The sequence below is a fragment of the Pseudarthrobacter phenanthrenivorans genome, assembly GCF_036455295.1.
GTDB lineage: Bacteria > Actinomycetota > Actinomycetes > Actinomycetales > Micrococcaceae > Arthrobacter > Arthrobacter phenanthrenivorans_C.
This window is the reverse complement of record NZ_JAYXNX010000005.1, coordinates 86905-103347: the sequence shown is the minus strand read 5'-3', so window position 1 is coordinate 103347 and position 16443 is coordinate 86905. Positions and strand designations below refer to the sequence as shown.

At 65.8% G+C, this 16443-nt stretch carries 11 protein-coding genes and 1 pseudogene; 8 read left to right on the top strand and 4 right to left on the bottom strand.

Annotated elements, in window-relative coordinates:
• The first annotated feature begins 19 nt into the window (after positions 1–19).
• The 3 genes from coaBC (at position 20) to VXJ37_RS08285 (ending at position 4764) form a co-directional block, all read left to right on the top strand.
• Entirely contained in the window at positions 20–1258 is a 1239-nt protein-coding gene (gene coaBC / locus VXJ37_RS08295; RefSeq protein ID WP_331322572.1) for a bifunctional phosphopantothenoylcysteine decarboxylase/phosphopantothenate--cysteine ligase CoaBC, read from the top strand.
• A 76-nt stretch (positions 1259–1334) separates the two neighbouring features.
• The gene (gene metK / locus VXJ37_RS08290; RefSeq protein WP_331322571.1) at positions 1335–2570 is read left to right on the top strand and encodes a methionine adenosyltransferase; all 1236 of its coding nucleotides are present in this window, start codon (positions 1335–1337) and stop codon (positions 2568–2570) included.
• A gap of 109 nt (positions 2571–2679) precedes the next feature.
• Positions 2680–4764 (top strand): primosomal protein N', encoded by a 2085-nt coding sequence (locus tag VXJ37_RS08285; protein ID WP_331322570.1) that lies wholly within the window; start codon positions 2680–2682, stop codon positions 4762–4764.
• On the opposite strand, the gene VXJ37_RS08280 is transcribed toward VXJ37_RS08285, so the two are convergent.
• Genes VXJ37_RS08280 through VXJ37_RS08265 form a run of 4 tightly spaced genes read right to left on the bottom strand, consistent with a single transcriptional unit; the run spans position 4761 to position 8625 of the window.
• Entirely contained in the window at positions 4761–5837 is a 1077-nt protein-coding gene (locus VXJ37_RS08280; RefSeq protein ID WP_331322569.1) for a glycosyltransferase family 4 protein, read from the bottom strand. The genes VXJ37_RS08285 and VXJ37_RS08280 overlap by 4 nt on opposite strands.
• Positions 5834–6763 (bottom strand): alpha/beta fold hydrolase, encoded by a 930-nt coding sequence (locus VXJ37_RS08275; protein ID WP_331322568.1) that lies wholly within the window; start codon positions 6761–6763, stop codon positions 5834–5836. The genes VXJ37_RS08280 and VXJ37_RS08275 overlap by 4 nt, the downstream gene beginning before the upstream one ends.
• A 7-nt stretch (positions 6764–6770) precedes the next feature.
• Positions 6771–7640: an aldo/keto reductase gene (locus VXJ37_RS08270; RefSeq protein ID WP_331322567.1), complete on the bottom strand. Its 870-nt coding sequence runs from the start codon at positions 7638–7640 to the stop codon at positions 6771–6773.
• Positions 7641–7659: 19 nt separating this feature from the next.
• Entirely contained in the window at positions 7660–8625 is a 966-nt protein-coding gene (locus tag VXJ37_RS08265; RefSeq protein ID WP_331322566.1) for a sugar-binding transcriptional regulator, read from the bottom strand.
• Positions 8626–8750: 125 nt separating this feature from the next.
• On the opposite strand from VXJ37_RS08265, the gene VXJ37_RS08260 reads away from it, so the two are divergent.
• The 5 genes and pseudogenes from VXJ37_RS08260 to leuS all read left to right on the top strand — a co-directional run bounded on the left by VXJ37_RS08260 (position 8751) and on the right by leuS (position 16408).
• Positions 8751–10571: a glycerol-3-phosphate dehydrogenase/oxidase gene (locus tag VXJ37_RS08260; protein WP_440589785.1), complete on the top strand. Its 1821-nt coding sequence runs from the start codon at positions 8751–8753 to the stop codon at positions 10569–10571.
• Between the two features lie 90 nt (positions 10572–10661).
• A pseudogene (locus VXJ37_RS08255) lies at positions 10662–10980 on the top strand (hypothetical protein); the annotation flags it as partial.
• 78 nt (positions 10981–11058) lie between these two features.
• On the top strand, positions 11059–12573 hold the full coding sequence (gene glpK / locus VXJ37_RS08250; RefSeq protein ID WP_331322751.1) for a glycerol kinase GlpK: 1515 nt from the start codon (positions 11059–11061) through the stop codon (positions 12571–12573).
• Positions 12574–12720: 147 nt separating this feature from the next.
• A complete protein-coding gene (locus VXJ37_RS08245; RefSeq protein WP_331322564.1) occupies positions 12721–13491 on the top strand; it encodes a hypothetical protein in 771 nt (256 codons plus the stop codon).
• A 391-nt stretch (positions 13492–13882) separates the two neighbouring features.
• Positions 13883–16408: a leucine--tRNA ligase gene (gene leuS / locus VXJ37_RS08240; RefSeq protein WP_331322562.1), complete on the top strand. Its 2526-nt coding sequence runs from the start codon at positions 13883–13885 to the stop codon at positions 16406–16408.
• The last annotated feature ends 35 nt before the right edge of the window (positions 16409–16443 follow it).

Genomic DNA, 16443 nt, shown 5'->3' with positions numbered 1-16443 from the left:
CGCAGTTGACGGAGGTCACGTGCGCATAGTCCTCGGAGTCGGGGGAGGGATTGCCGCCTACAAGGTGGCGTCGCTCCTCCGGCTTTTTACTGAAGCCGGCCATGACGTCACCGTGATTCCCACGGAAGCGTCTACCCGCTTTATCGGTACCGCCACCTGGGAGGCGCTGTCCGGAAACCCGGTCAGCAACAGCGTCTTTGATGACGTGCACATGGTCAACCACGTACGCCTTGGCCACGAAGCGGACCTTGTCGTGGTGGCACCCGCCACGGCCGACCTCCTGGCCAAGGCTGCCACCGGCCAGGCCGGAGACCTGCTCACCAACACCCTGCTGATGGCCCATGGCCCGGTGCTGTTTGCCCCCGCCATGCACACGGAAATGTGGCAGCATGCTGCCACCCGCGCCAACGTGGAAACACTCCGTGCGCGCGGGACCGCCGTCCTCGAACCCGCCTCCGGCCGTTTGACCGGCGCGGACTCGGGGCCGGGACGGCTGCCGGAGCCGCAGGTGATCTTCGACGCGGCCATGGCGCTGGTCCAGGGACAATCGGATTACCAGATGCCCCTGGCGGGCCGCACCGTAACCATCACCGCCGGCGGAACCCGCGAGCCCCTCGACCCCGTGCGTTTCCTTGGCAACCGTTCGTCCGGCAAGCAGGGTGTGGCGCTGGCCGTCGCCGCCCGAAACGCCGGGGCCACTGTCCGGTTCGTGGCAGCCCACATGGAAGTCCCGCCACCTGCAGGAGTGGAAGTGGTGCGGGTGGAGACTGCCCTGCAGCTCCGGGAAGCCGCGCTGGAGGCTGCCAGCGGGTCGGACGCCGTCATCATGTCCGCGGCCGTCGCTGATTTCCGCCCCGCCGAGATCTCCGATACCAAGATCAAAAAGCGGGACGACACCGCGGATCCCGTCATCACGCTGGTCCGGAACCCCGACATCCTGCAGGAACTTGTCGAGCAGCGGCAGGCCGGCACCGGCGGCGCCCCGCAGCTCATAGTCGGCTTCGCCGCAGAAACCGGGGACAGCCAGGGCGGTGTGCTGGCCTATGCGGAAGCAAAGCTGCAGCGCAAGGGCTGTGACCTCCTGGTGGTCAACCATGTGGGCACGGACAAAGTTTTTGGGCAGGATTCCAACTCGGTGGTCATCCTCTCCCGGTCCGGCGCCGAACCACAGGAAGCATCAGGAACCAAAACCGAGGTTTCCGAGGCCATCATCAGCCGCATCAGCTTTGAACTGAACCACGTTTCGCCCCGGGCCTGACGTGTTTCGGGCCACGTTTGCTTAGCACGGGGACATCTCCCGTCTGGCAACCAACACCAACCAGTAAGGTAATTGAGTGACTTTACCGCTGCACCTTCCCCAGACCCATGGGACCACGCCCTCTGCGCTCCGGCTCTTCACCTCCGAGTCCGTTACGGAAGGCCACCCGGACAAGATCTGCGACCAGATCAGTGACGCCATCCTGGACGCGCTGCTGGCCACGGATCCCGAATCGCGCGTGGCAGTGGAGACAATGGCCACCACGGGGCTGGTGCACGTGGCCGGCGAAGTCACCACCGACGCCTACGTCGAAATCCCGCAGATCGTCCGTGAGACCATCCTGGGCATCGGCTACGACTCCTCCGCCAACGGCTTCGACGGCGCCCGCTGCGGCGTCTCCGTATCCATCGGCCAGCAGTCCAACGACATTGCCGGCGGCGTCTTCAACTCCCTGGAGGCCCGCGAAGGCCGCCAGGAGGACGACTACGACCTCCAGGGCGCCGGCGACCAGGGCCTCATGTTCGGCTACGCCAGCGACGAAACGCCGTCCTACATGCCAACCCCCATTTGGCTGGCGCACCGCCTGTCAGAACGGCTCACCGAGGTCCGCAAGACGGGCCAGCTGCCCTACCTTCGCCCGGATGGCAAGACGCAGGTCACCGTGGGCTACGACAAGGACGTGCCGGTTTCCGTGGAAACCGTGGTGATTTCCAGCCAGCATGCCGAGGGCGCAAGCCTGGAGCAGCTGCGGGCAGACCTCGCCGCCGTCGTCATCGCCCCTGTCCTCGCCGCGGCCAACCTGGACGTCTCGCGCGCCGCGAACATCCTCAACCCTGCCGGCGAGTTCGTCATTGGCGGCCCGGTGGGCGACGCCGGCCTCACAGGCCGCAAGATCATCGTGGACACGTACGGCGGCATGGCCCGGCACGGCGGGGGCGCTTTCTCCGGAAAAGACCCGTCCAAGGTGGACCGCTCCGCCGCCTATGCCATGCGCTGGGTTGCCAAGAACGTGGTGGCTGCCGGGCTGGCCAAGCGCGCCGAAATCCAGATTGCCTACGCCATTGGCCAGGCGCGGCCGGTGGGAACTTACGTGGAGACCTTCGGGACTGAAACAGTTGATCCGGCCCGCATCAGTGAAGCCATCGCGGAAATCTTCGACCTGCGTCCCCGTGCGATCATCGACGCCCTGGACCTGAAGCGGCCCATCTACGCCAAGACGGCCGCGCATGGCCACTTCGGCCGCGACGAACCGGACTTCACGTGGGAGCGCCTGGACCGCGTGGACGATCTCAAGGCTTTCTTCAACGCCTAGTTGCGCGCCTGTCCACGCCGGGAGCCTGCCGCGCAGGCCGGCAGTCCCATGTCAGTGCCGGGTGCTTTGCTGTTCCTGTCCAAGCGGCGGCTGAACGGAGGTAACTGCCATGGTTGCTGACAGTTCCGTGCAGCCAAGCCTGTTGCAGGGTTTTCCCGCGCGCAAGATGGCCGGCGGCGTCACTCTGGCGGGGGAGCTTCCGGTGGCGCGGGTCCTGGTTGACTCCTCCCTGCCGCACCTGGACCGTCCTTTCGACTATGCCGTCCCGGCTGAGCTGGACCAGGCCGCCCAGCCTGGAGTCAGGGTGAAGGTCAAGTTCAACGGCCAGGACCTCACCGGATTCCTGCTTGAGCGGTTAGCGGAGTCCGACGCCGGACACAGCCTGGTGCCCCTGGCCAAGGTTGTGTCCCCGGTCCCGGTCCTGACGGCCGCCATCAGGGAGCTGGCGGCCGCGGTCGCTGCCCGGTATGCGGGTACGGTCAGCGACGTCCTCCGCCTTGCCGTGCCGCCCCGGGTTGCCAGGCTGGAAAAGGATTACCCCGCTGCGCTGGACACCGGGACAACGGAAGCCGACGCTGCTCCTCCTGCGGCCCCCGGCGTTTCAGCCTGGGCGGCGTACCGCACCGGTGCCGCGTTCCTGCGGCATCTGGCTGGTGGCGGATCCCCTCGAGCCGTCGTCAACCCCTTGCAGGGCTACGGATCCGCAGGTTGGCCGGTCCTCCTCGCGGAGGCCGCCGCCGCCGCCTACTCCTCCGGCCGCGGCGCGGTGCTGGTGGTGCCCGACTACCGGGACCTGGACCGGCTGGAGGAAGCGCTCAAAGCTCTGGTACCGGCGGAGGCGGTGGCCCGGCTAACCGCCGATGACGGCCCAACGCCCCGCTACCGGAGTTTCCTGCGCCTGCTGGCGGGCCGCGCCAGGATTGCCATCGGTACCCGGTCGGCAGCCTTCGCCCCGGTCCGGGACCTCGGACTGGTGGCCTGCTGGGACGACGGGGACGACCTCCATATCGAGCAGCGTGCGCCCTATGCCCATGCGCGCGAAGTCCTCCTCCTGCGGGCAGAACAGGAGGGAACGGCCTGCCTCCTTGCCGGGCACGCCCGCAGCACTGAGTCGCAGCGGCTGGTGGAGGCGCGCTGGGCACTCCCCATTGAGACTGACAGGGCCACCCTCCGCAGCACCGTTGCCCGCGTGATCAACACCGCTGACAGCTTCGAGCAGGAGCGGGACCCGCTCGCCACCATCGCCCGCTTGCCCCATGCCGCATGGCAGGCGGCCAAGGAAGGACTGGAGCGCGGCCCGGTGCTGGTACAGGTAGGGAGGGCCGGCTACGCCCCCTCCCTGGTTTGTGACACCTGCCGGGAACCTGCCCGCTGCGGCCAGTGCCAGGGGCCCCTGGCACTGGCCGGCACCTCTTCGCTGCCCCAGTGCCGCTGGTGTTCCACCCCCGCTCCGGACTGGAAATGCCCCCACTGCGGCGGCAGACGGCTTCGAAAAGGCGCCACCGGAGTCCTGCGCACTGCCGAGGAACTCGGCCGGGCCTTTCCGGGCAGGACAGTAGTCACTTCCTCCGGAGACCAGGTGAAGGCAAAGGTGTCTGCCGGCAAGGCGCTGGTGGTGGCAACGGTGGGTGCGGAGCCGGTTGCGGAGGGCGGATATGCCGCTGCCCTGTTGCTGGACGGCGATTCACTGCTGCGCCGGGAGACCCTCCGGGCGGGGGAGGACACCGTGCGGCGCTGGTTCAATGCGGCCGCCCTTGTCCGGCCTGCCCCTGACGGCGGACTGGTTGTTGTCACGGCCACGGACCCGGCCGCCACCGGCGCCCTGCTGCGGTGGGATCCGGCAGGCTACGCCCAGCGGGAGCTGTCCCTTCGGACAGAACTGGGGCTTCCCCCCGCCGTGCGGATCGCATCGGTGACCGGGCCGCGGGCAGCGGTTGAACACTTCACCGGTGCGGTGGAAGCGCACCTGGCCGGCGAGGCCATGACGGTGCGCACAGCAGGGCCGGCCCCGTTGCTGCTCACCGCGCCTCCCTCCGGCAGGCGCTCAGCCGAGGACGTCCGGACCCTGCTGTTCTTCACGTACGCCCAGGCCGCCGCCGTCGTCCGCGCGCTGCGGGTAACCCGGGCAGCGGTGGCAGCCAAGCGGACCACGGACCCGGTGCAGCTGCGCCTTGACGGTGTGGACGTTCTTTAGCGGCGCCTCTTCGCCATCACCTCGTGGGCCGCATCCACCAACTGGCGGGCGGATTCGTCCCAGCTGAATTGTGCCGCGCGGGCAACCGACCGGCCGGACAGGTCCTGCCAGTGCGCCCCATCCTGTAGTTGCCCCACGGCATCTGCGAACTGCGCAGGCGACTCCGCGTCAACATAAAGGGCCGCATCTCCGCCGACTTCCCGGAAAATCGGAATGTCGCTGGCGATGACGGGCGTGCCCACAGCCATGGCCTCGACCAGGGGAAGGCCATACCCCTCGGCCCGGGACAGGCTCACCAGCGCCGTGGCCCGCCGCAGCAGTGCGTCATATTCTTCGTCTGTCACGCCGTTGTGGAACACCACGGATGCGCCCGGCGGGACAAGGGTTTCCAGTTCGGACTTCCGCTGCGGAGTGATCCGGCTTAGCAGGTGCAGGGTGTACCCGGTCAGGCCGGCCATCCCGGCCACCATGGTTTCCACGTTCTTGTAGGGCATGAACGAGCCCATGTAGATGATCGTCTTGTCCGCTCCCTCGCGCGGATCGCGGGGTTCCTGCGCGGGCTGGGGAGCGTTTGCGATGATGCGGACCGGCCGGCGGGTCAGGCGGTACTTGGCCATCAGCGCCTCCGTCGTCCTGCTGATGGTTGCCACGGTGTCGGCCCTGTTGAGGAGCAGACGCTGTGGCCAGAACGCCTTGTGGTAGAGCCGCCAGAGCAGCCGGACAGGGGCCGGAAGGAAGCCGGGGGGAGCGGGGTGCTCGTAGTAGATGAGGTCGTGCAGGGTCAGGATCAAGCCGTACTTCCGGCCCCAGGTCCCCATCGTCTGCATAGGGCACACCACGACGTCGGCCCCCACGGCGTTGACCTTGCGCGCAACGAAGAGTTCCAGGGGTGAGAGCGGACTGCTGATGAGCGTGTAGGGGACGTCCGGGAGCAGGGCGAGCTGCCGGGGGTCCGAGATGAGCATGGACACATCCGCGATTTTCGCCGTGGCTGCGATCAGGCTCGCGCCGTAACGGCTGATGCCGTCGTGGTGGTCGGTACGGGTAAAACGTGCATCAATGACGATCTTCACGCGGGATGGTCCTTCAGGAAGCTGCGGATGTAGCGGGCGGCCGGTTCCGGCGTTTCGTAGTGAATCAGGTGTCCGACGCCGGGAATCACCTTGAGTTCGCCGTCCGGCAGGAGTTCCAGGAGGCGGTGCTGGCTGGGAAGGGTGGCGATCTCATCCTTTTCACCGGCGATCAGCAGCACGGGCAGTTCCAGTTGCCCGGCTACTTCAGCCACGTGGCTGCTGACGGAGGCTGTGAAGGATTCCAGGAGGCTGTCGCGGTCTGCGAACGAACTGAAATAGGCATGGTGCTGGCCGTGGATGAAGGCCCGCAGCTCACGGTCCCGGGTTTTGGCCATGGTCTCGCTCATTATCCGCACTATCAGCGGATTGCGCAGCAACGCCAGGCCCGGGCGGCGGGGCAGCCGTGCAGCGAGCCGGTAGTACAGCACGGCGAGGCGCGTCATCACCCCTTTGGGTCCCTCCAATGCAGGAGCGGCGATGGGGTTGATGAGGATCAGCGGGCGCACGGCCCCCGGGTTGTCGGCCACGAAGTGGGCCGCCACGATGGAGCCAAAGGAGTGCCCAAGAAGCACGGTGTCCGGCCCGAGGTCCTGGGCGGCCATGAAGTCGGAGATGAATTGTCCGTACCGCTTCACGGAGTGCGGGTCCCGGGCAAAAGCGTCGGAGCTGCCGAAGCCGGGCAAGTCCGGCATGATGATGCGCATATCGGGAAGTTGGTCCGCCACGCGCAGCAATCCGTGGTGGTCGCCGCGGAACCCGTGCACCACTAGCACGGTGCGGGTGTCCGGCGTCGCTTCGAGGGGCTCATAGGTCCAAAAGGCCACAGTGCCGTCGTCGAGGGTGATTGTGGAGGCGGAGGCACGGGTGGCAAGGCCTTGGCTGAAGTATTCAGGCGCAGGGGAAGTCCCCGGGTTCACGGTATCCATGCGCGGCCTAATTGACGTTGTCCGGATGTGAACCGGTCCGCTGTCCGCGGTCCAGAGCCCTGATGGCCACCAGGTCGCGTTCGGAGAGCTCGAAACTGAAAACGTCCAGGTTTTCCCGGATGCGGGCCTCAGAGCTGGCCTTGGGAATGGCGATGTTTCCCAGTTGCATGTGCCAGCGGAGGATCACCTGCGCCGGGGTGCGGTGGTGCTCCGTGGCGCAGGCCTGGATGACGGGATCGGAGAGCACCTGGCCGCGGCCCAGCGGACTCCACGCTTCGGTGCGGATCCCCAGTTCGGCGTGCTTATGACGGAGTTCGTCCTGCTGCAGCCATGGGTGCAGTTCGATCTGGTTGACGGCGGGGACCACCTCGGCGGTCTGGAGCAGGCGGTCAAGGTGCGCCGGCTGGAAGTTGCTGACCCCAATCGCCCGTACCCTGCCTTCCCGGTACAGGGTTTCGAGGGCCCGGTAGGTCTCGGGGAACAGTCCCCGGCGCGGGCAGGGCCAGTGGATCAGGTACATGTCCACATAGTCGAGGCCCAGGTTGACCATGGAATCATCAAAGGCCTGCAGGGTGGCGTCGTAGCCGTGATGGTCATTCCACACCTTCGTGGTGACAAAAATGTCTTCACGGGTCAGGGACGGGAACAGCTCGCCGGAGCCGCCACTGCCGGTCCCTGCATCCAGCTGGGAGCTGACGCCGCGGGCCACGCCGGTTTCGTTTCCGTACATCGCGGCGGTGTCAAAGTGGCGGTAGCCCGCGGCGATTGCGGTGGCCACCAGCTCTTCCGCGTCAGCTGCCGGCACCTTGTACAGCCCGAAGCCGAGCTGGTCTATCAGCACGCCGTTGTTGAGGCTGAGCCGGGGTGAGGTTCTCATGGCAACGACTCTACCCACTTCAGCTGGTCAGTCCCTCGTAATCGACCAGCCGTCGTGCGGTGGCTTCGTCAAGAATCAGGTCGGTGGCGAGCCTGGCCGCGAGGGCTCCGCGGAGGCCGTTGATCTTGGAAACCCCTGACACCACGCAGATCCTGCGGCGGACCTGGCGGAGTTGGGCCAGCGACGGGCCGGTGGAGCGTTCGTTCAGGACAATCCCGTCGGAGGAGCCGTCACCGCGGAAGAATACGGTGGCAACGTCTCCCACCACGTCCGACTTGGCCAGCGCGTTCAGGTCCTCCTCGTCAAGGTAACCTCCGGCGTACACGTGGCTGGGATAGTCGGCGTGCACTGAACCCACGCCGAAGATGGCGATGCTCATCTTTGCCTGCAGTTCCAGGACGCGCTGGACGCTGCGCTCGTTCCACATTGCGGTCTTGGTGGCCGCGTGGTCGAAGAAGGCCGGGACGGGGAACTGTTCCACCCGCGCCCCGTAGGCGCTGCCGAACCTCCGCATGATGTCGCTTGCATAGGTGATGCCGGTGGTGTGCATGTTGCCGGCGCCGTTGAGCTGGACAATGACGCTGTCGTGCGTGATTTTCCTGGTGAGATGCCGGCTCACCGCGCTGAGAGTTGAGCCCCAGGCCACGCCGATGATGGCATTGGAATCCACCAGCGGCCCGATGGTGCGGGCCGCCTGCATGGCCACCCGGTCAAGTGTTTCCGCTTCGTTGAGGATGCCCAGGATGGGGACTACGTGCACGTCCAGGTCGTACCGGTGCCGGATTATGCCCTCCAGTTCCGGACCGGTGTCCAGGGGGTTGCGGATCTGGATCTGCACCAGGCCGGACTCCCTGGCGGAGGACAGGAGCCGTGAAACTGTGGACCGGGAGGTGCGCAGTTCACGTGCGATGGCGTCCATCGTCAGGTCCTGCAGGTAGTACATTTGTGCAGCTCGCAGCGCTTCTTGATCCCGCGAAAGTGCCATCGCACGTCCGTTCTGCACATTCGTGCATAGTCCTTGACGCCATTTTCCATTTCTCCGAAGAATAGAGCAGAACGGCGGCGCCATCCAGCGGCGGCCGCATAACACAAAGCCCCAAGGGAGTTGTTTTGGGACCCAAGGATTCATCTGCTCAACCGTCTGTTGCTGCGCCCCGGCATGGGGTGGAACGCCAATCAGTCCACAACCTGCGCCGCCGTCCGCACGCCAAAGTACTGGTGGTGGGCGGCGGCATTAATGGTGTGGGAACATTCCGCGACCTTGCGCTGCAGGGCGTGGATGTCGCCCTGGTGGAGCGCGGTGACTACTGCCAGGGTGCAAGCGGCGCGTCCTCGCACATGATCCATGGCGGTATCCGGTACCTCGAAAACGGTGAATTCCGCCTGGTCCGCGAATCGGTCGTCGAACGGAACCGGCTGCTGAGGATCGCACCGCACTACGTCAAGCCCCTGCAGACAACCATTCCCATCTTCAGTACCTTTTCCGGGATCCTGTCCGCACCGCTGCGCTTCCTGACCCACAAGCAGCAGGGCAAGCCCAAGGAGCGGGGAGCATTCCTTATCAAGGCCGGCCTCAGCCTTTATGACTCTTTTTCCCGCGATGGCGGTACGGTGCCGCGGCACCAGTTCCGCACGCACAAGGCAGCCCTTGAAGAGCTGCCCGCCCTTCGTCCGGACGTGAAATACACCGCCACCTACTTTGATGCGTCCGTCCATAACCCGGAGCGTCTGACCCTGGACGTCCTGCAGGACGGTGAGAAGGCCGGCCGTGCAGGTTTTGCCCGTACCAGCGGACAGGGGGACACGGCTCGGGCCAGCAACTACCTTTCCCTGCAGTCGATGTCATCCGCACCCAACCCGGGGACCGGCAAGGGAGGCACCATCCGCCTCCGCGACGAACTCACCGGGGAAGAATTCGACTTCACGGCGGACATCATCGTGAACACCACTGGGGCGTGGGTGGACCTCACCAACGAGGCGATGGGTGCTGCATCGTCCTTCATGGGTGGCACCAAGGGATCGCACATAGTGCTGGACCACCCCGGCCTCCTTGCCGCCTGCCGCGGACGCGAAATCTTCTTCGAGCACACGGACGGCCGGATTGTCCTCATCTACCCCATGGGGGACCGGGTCCTGGTGGGCACCACCGACGTTGACGCGGACATGTCAGAGGACGCCGTCTGCACGGACGGGGAAATCCAGTACTTCTTTGACCTGATCGGCCATGTCTTTCCTTCGATCGACGTCACCGCCGACGACATCGTCTACACCTTCTCCGGTGTGCGCCCCCTGCCGAGCCATGATGCCACCCAGCCGGGCTTCGTCTCCCGCGACTACCGCATCGAACGGCGGGCTTCCGGGGACAAGGGGAGCGGCGCCGTCGTGCTCAGCCTCGTGGGCGGCAAATGGACCACGTTCCGTGCCCTCGGAGAGCACCTGACCAATGACGTCCTCAACGAACTCGGCGTACAGCGCAAGGTGTCAACAGCCCAGCTTCCCATCGGCGGCGGTGCCGGCTTCCCTGCGGATGAAGCGGGAGAGCAGAAGTGGATCAAGGCGCATATGGCTGCCGGCCGGGACGCGGACCGTACCGCAGGTCTGCTGACGCGCTACGGTACCCGCGCCGAAGCGGTCATCGAATACCTCGACGCAGAACCCGACCAGCCGCTGCGGTCAACCCGGGAGCTCAGCGTCCGGGAGCTGGAGTTCATGGCGGCAAACGAGCAGGTGGGACACTTGGTGGATGTCTTCATCCGGCGTACCTCCCTGGCGTTCCGGGGGCTGGTGACCGGTGAACTTCTCAATGAAGTGGCGGAGGTGCTGTCCGTCCCCCTGAAATGGGACGCGGCAGCCCGCGCCGCTGAGATCAAGCACGCCCAGGGCGTGCTGCAGCGTTTCCACCGCGTGGAGACGCACAGCCTGGTTTCCTAAGGCCACGCGGCCGGCCGGGGCGCCCCAGTGCCCCGGCCCAAGGGCCCTTCACCCGCGGGGGACCGACAACTAAAAAAGAAGGAGTCGAAGATGTCTCTAGGAATAGTCTTCCTCTCCGAAGTTTTTGGCACGTGCATGCTTACACTGTTGGGTTGCGGCGTCGTTGCCAACGTGGCTTTGAGGGGGACAAAAGGTAGCAACGGCGGCTTCCTGGTGGCCACAGGGGGGTGGGGAATCGCCGGATTCGCGGGTGTTTTTGTCGCCGCCAAGTCGGGTGTGCACCTGAAGGCATCGGCACTTTCGCGCTGGTGCTGGCAATCCTCACCTTCATCGGCACGCCCTCAGGCCTTGGCCCCCTCGCCGTGGCGCTGCTCGTCGTCGGACCGCTGTTGCCATCGGCGGTCCGACGACGGCAATGTTCACATCATCGTCACGGCTGCTGCCTGACCCGGACCCTCTTGAGAACCAACAAGACAAGGACGTCACAATGAACCAGTACGTAGTCGCCATCGATCAGGGCACCACCAGCACGCGCGCCATCATCTTCGACCACAGCGGCGCCATTGTCTCCTCCGGACAAATGGAGCACGAGCAGATCTTTCCCCAGCCAGGCTGGGTGGAACACGATGCAACTGAAATCTGGAACAACACCCGCGAGGTCATCGGTTCGGCCCTCTCAAAGGCGAACCTGACGCGGCACGATATTGCCAGCGTCGGCATCACCAACCAGCGCGAAACCGCAGTGGTGTGGGACAAGACCACGGGGAAGCCGGTCTACAACGCGATCGTGTGGCAGGACACCCGCACCCAGAACATCGTGGACGAACTGGCCAGGGACGGCGGCGCGGACCGCTTCAAACAGAAGGTGGGCCTGCCGCTGGCCACGTACTTCTCCGGCACCAAGATCAAATGGATCCTTGACAACGTCGACGGCGCCCGGGAAAAAGCTGAAGCCGGGGACCTGGTCTTCGGCAACACCGACGCCTGGGTCCTGTGGAACCTGACCGGCGGCGTGGAAGGCGGCGTCCATGTCACGGACGTCACCAACGCCTCCCGGACCCTGTTCATGGACCTCGAAACGCTTCAGTGGGACGACAAAATCCTCGGCATCTTCGGTGTCCCGCGCAGCATGATGCCGGAAATCAAGTCCTCCTCCGAGGTTTACGGGGAAGTCCACGGCTCGCAGCTGCTCCGCGAGACGCCGGTGGCGGGCATCCTGGGCGACCAGCAGGCTGCCACGTTCGGCCAGGCCGCGTTCGAAGCGGGCGAAGCCAAGAACACGTACGGCACCGGCTGCTTCCTGATCTTCAACACGGGCGAGGAAATCGTCCACTCGAAGAACGGTCTGCTCACTACCGTGGGCTACAAGCTGGGCGACGCCAAGCCGCACTACGCGCTGGAGGGCTCCATCGCCGTCACCGGCTCGCTGGTCCAGTGGCTGCGTGACAACCTTGGCATGATCAGCAGCGCCGCCGAGGTGGAAACCCTTGCCGCTTCAGTCAAGGACAACGGCGGCGTCTACATCGTCCCGGCCTTCTCCGGCCTGTTTGCTCCTTACTGGCGCTCCGACGCCCGCGGCGCGATTGTGGGCCTGACCCGCTTCGTCAACAAGAACCACATTGCCCGCGCCGCCCTGGAGGCCACCGCCTTCCAGACCCGCGAGGTGCTCGACGCCGTCAACGCGGACTCCGGCGTTCCGCTCACCGAACTGAAGGTCGACGGCGGCATGGTCGCCAACGATGCGCTCATGCAGTTCCAGGCGGACATCCTCGGCGTCCCGGTCATCCGGCCCAAGGTCATTGAAACCACCGCGCTGGGGGCCGCTTACGCGGCTGGCCTTGCAGTTGGCTTCTGGAAGGACCTCGGCGAGTGCTCGGCCAACTGGTCCGAGGACAAGCGCTGGGAACCGCAGATGGACCAAGCCGAACGGGACCGGCAGCTGCGGCTCTGGAAGAAGGCCGTCACCAAGTCCATGGACTGGGTGGACGAGGACGTGAAGTAGTCCCGCCCCCATCTTTGCCGGCCGCCTGGGCATATCCCGTGGCGGCAGGACTTCCGGCTGTCTGTAACCTCTGCGCCGGTGCCGGAAACTTTAGAGACGGGCCGGCATCAGCCGGACGACAGTCTTACTTTGGGGGATAAAACAGGCATGGAATCAAGACGCTTGATCAGCAGGACCGCAGCCACCGTGTACCTTCTGTTCGCAAGCATGGCGCTCTCGGCTTGCGGAACCCAAGAGGGAAACGGACCAGCAGCGATGACAGCGCCGCCGGCTTCGACGTTACAAACCAGTGCTGAGCCGTCCCTGGCCGGCTCCATCGCTCCCTCTGCGGTGATCACCACCGCACCCTCTCCTGAAGTACCGGCTACGACCGCGGAGCCGGAGGCGCCGGCGCTGCTGAAAACTTTTGCCTTTCCGGACGGGCACATTTCCTTCTCCTACCCGGAAGACTGGTCCGTGAGGATCCAGCGTGGCCCGGGGCGGGACGGCCCGGGCCTGCAACCCGCCGAAGCCGTTGTTTCCGACGGCGCCGGCGATGATCTGTTCCGCGTTTCCAGTGGGGCTGACGGCGTTGGCTGCACGTCCGGTCCCACTTACCGCACCGTCCTGGACAAGGCGGCGGTGCCCGCCATGCGGGATGTGGAGGGAACCGTGCCGCTCTTTGTCTTCACGGTCGAGACCACCCGCGGCCAGGACTGGTACAGCATGACGCTGAGCCACCCCCGGTACTCCGCGGAGGGCGAGACCTCGTCGGGTTGCCCGTTGCTGACTATGGGCAACGGCGCTTCACAGGCCGCCGTGATCTTTAGCCCCCCTCCGCAGGCGACTTTCACGAGCAGGGAATCAGCCCAGGCATGGATGGGCACCGAACAGTACGCCCGGCTCAAATCGCTGATGCTGAGCCTCGCCTACTCCTGATGCGTCCGGGAGCCTGCTCATTGGCTCCCGGCATCGAGCTCCCACGTCCTCGGGCTGCCGGTGGTGAAAACCCCTGGCCGGCCCGGGAAAGGGTGCCCCCAGGTCCCCGCCCGCCAAAAACAGGCGGGGACCTGGTGTCCGGCCAACAGCCCAAACAAAGCCTGCACAGACTCCAGGCACGTCATCCGTGGCGCAGCGTGCGCTAAAGTATTCATATGCGTGCGATCCTTCTGCTTAGTTAGCCGCCGGCTTCCGAATACCGGACAGCTGAGCGGCAGCCCCTCCATGGTGAGGGGCTTTTGTGTGTCCGGGGCTATGCGCCGGGCCGGCAGCAGGGGGATCAGGCCGTTATGGCAGCACAGATGCCGTAACAGAACAGAAGAGGGCAGCAGTGGGCGTTCAGCCGGAGACAGAGACCGGAACAGCAACAACAGTGTCGGCGGAGCCTGAAGAGGGCACCTACAGTTTCACCGCCATGGAGGCCAAATGGCCGCGGGTGTGGGAGGACCTCAAGGTCTTCACCCCGGTGGATGACGGGTCCCGGGAGCGACGCTACGTGCTGGACATGTTCCCGTACCCTTCGGGTGACCTGCACATGGGCCACGCCGAAGCATTCGCCATGGGTGATGTGGTGGCCCGATACCTGCGCCAGCAGGGCTACGACGTTCTGCACCCGATCGGCTGGGACTCTTTCGGCCTGCCCGCGGAAAACGCGGCTATCAAGCGCAACGCCCACCCCAGCGAGTGGACCTACGCCAACATCGACACCCAGGCAGCGTCCTTCAAGCGGTACGCCATCTCCGCGGACTGGTCCCGCCGCCTGCACACCTCCGATCCCGAGTACTACCGCTGGACCCAGTGGCTGTTCAAGCGCTTCTACGAGCGCGGCCTGGCGTACCGGAAGAACTCCCCGGTTAACTGGTGCCCCAAGGACCAGACGGTCCTGGCCAACGAGCAGGTTGTCAACGGCGCCTGCGAGCGCTGCGGCACCACGGTCACCAAGAAGTCCCTGAACCAGTGGTACTTCAAGATCACCGATTACGCCGACCGCCTGCTGGATGACATGGAGGAACTGCGCGGCCACTGGCCAGAGCGGGTCCTGGCCATGCAGAAGAACTGGATCGGCCGGTCCGAGGGTGCCCACGTTAAGTTCGTGGTGGAGGCCGACGGCGGCAAGGCCGCCAAAGAGGTGACGGTCTTCACTACCCGGCCGGACACCCTGTACGGTGCTACTTTCTTCGTGGTCGCGGCCGACGCGCCACTCGCCGTCGAACTCGTCACGGACGAGCACGCCGCAGCCCTGGACGACTACCGCGAACGGGTCAAGGCGCTGTCCGAAATCGAACGCCAGTCCACCGAGCGTGAAAAAACCGGCGTCTTCACCGGCCGCTACGCCGTCAACCCCCTGAACGGGGAGAAGCTGCCTGTCTGGGCCGCCGACTACGTCCTGGCAGACTACGGTACCGGTGCGATCATGGCCGTTCCAGCGCACGACCAGCGCGACCTCGACTTCGCCCGCACCTTCGACCTGCCGGTGCGTGCGGTCCTGGACACCGGCGAGGAGGACCCCGCAGTTTCCGGCACTGCCACGGCGGGGGAGGGGACCCTGATTAACTCGGGTGAGCTGAACGGCATGCCCAAGGCAGAGGCCATCCCCGCCGCCATCGCCATGCTGGAGCGGCAGGGTACCGGCGAGAAGTTCGTGAACTTCCGGCTCCGCGACTGGCTGCTGAGCCGCCAGCGCTTCTGGGGCACGCCCATCCCCATCATCCACTGCCCGTCCTGCGGGGAAGTTCCCGTCCCGGACGAGCAGCTGCCGGTCACTCTGCCCTCGGATCTCCGTGGTGAGGACCTGGCGCCCAAGGGTACCTCGCCGCTGGCCGCGGCCGAGTCGTGGGTCAACGTGGAATGCCCCACCTGCCACGGCCCCGCCAAGCGGGACACCGACACCATGGACACGTTCGTTGACTCCTCCTGGTACTTCCTGCGTTTCGTTTCGCCGCATTACACCGAAGGGCCGTTCGATCCGCAGAAGATCAACGACTGGATGCCGGTGGGCCAGTATGTGGGCGGAGTGGAGCACGCCATCCTCCACCTCCTGTACGCGCGCTTCTTCACCAAGGTCATCCACGACCTGGGCATGATCGATGCTGACGAACCCTTCAGCGCACTCCTCAACCAGGGCCAGGTGCTCAACGGCGGCAAGGCCATGAGCAAGTCCCTGGGCAATGGCGTTGACCTCGGCGAGCAACTGGACAAGTACGGCGTGGACGCGGTCCGGCTCACCATGGTGTTCGCGTCCCCGCCCGAGGATGACGTGGACTGGGCCGACGTCTCGCCGTCCGGTTCCGCCAAGTTCCTGGCGCGTGCCTGGCGCCTGGCCCAGGATGTCACCAGTGCGGCGGGCGTTGACTTCGCCGCCGGCGACCGCGCGCTGCGTTCGGTCACGCACCGCACCATCGCCGACGCCGCCGAACTGCTGGATGCCAACAAGTTCAATGTGGTGGTGGCCAAGCTGATGGAGCTGGTCAACGCCACCCGCAAGGCCATCGACACCGGTGCCGGTGCAGCGGACCCGGCGGTCCGCGAAGCCGCTGAGGCCGTTGCCGTGATCCTCAGCCTGTTCGCGCCGTACACCGCCGAGGACATGTGGAACCTGCTCGGCCACCCGGCGTCCGTGGCAAGTGCAGGTTGGCCTGCCCATGATCCCGCCCTGCTGGTCCAGGCGACCGTCACCGCTGTTGTCCAGGTACAGGGCAAGGTCCGTGACCGCCTGGAGGTATCCCCGGAGGTCTCCGAGGACCAGCTGCGGGAGCTCGCCCTGGCATCGGAGAACGTCCAGCGCGCCCTTGACGGCCGTGGCATCCGGACTGTGATCGTCCGTGCCCCTAAGCTGGTCAACATCGTCCCGGCCTAGCCGCAGCCGCAGCAGGTACCGGCCGTCGGAGGTTC

Bases quoted from the DNA above. Each gene is read 5' to 3' on its own strand.
- VXJ37_RS08245 (WP_331322564.1), top strand. From the start codon at position 12,721: ATGGAATCAAGACGCTTGATCAGCAGGACCGCAGCCACCGTGTACCTT.
- VXJ37_RS08265 (WP_331322566.1), bottom strand. From the start codon at position 8,625: ATGGCACTTTCGCGGGATCAAGAAGCGCTGCGAGCTGCACAAATGTAC.
- glpK (WP_331322751.1), top strand. From the start codon at position 11,059: ATGAACCAGTACGTAGTCGCCATCGATCAGGGCACCACCAGCACGCGC.
- VXJ37_RS08270 (WP_331322567.1), bottom strand. From the start codon at position 7,640: ATGAGAACCTCACCCCGGCTCAGCCTCAACAACGGCGTGCTGATAGAC.
- VXJ37_RS08275 (WP_331322568.1), bottom strand. From the start codon at position 6,763: ATGGATACCGTGAACCCGGGGACTTCCCCTGCGCCTGAATACTTCAGC.
- VXJ37_RS08285 (WP_331322570.1), top strand. From the start codon at position 2,680: ATGGTTGCTGACAGTTCCGTGCAGCCAAGCCTGTTGCAGGGTTTTCCC.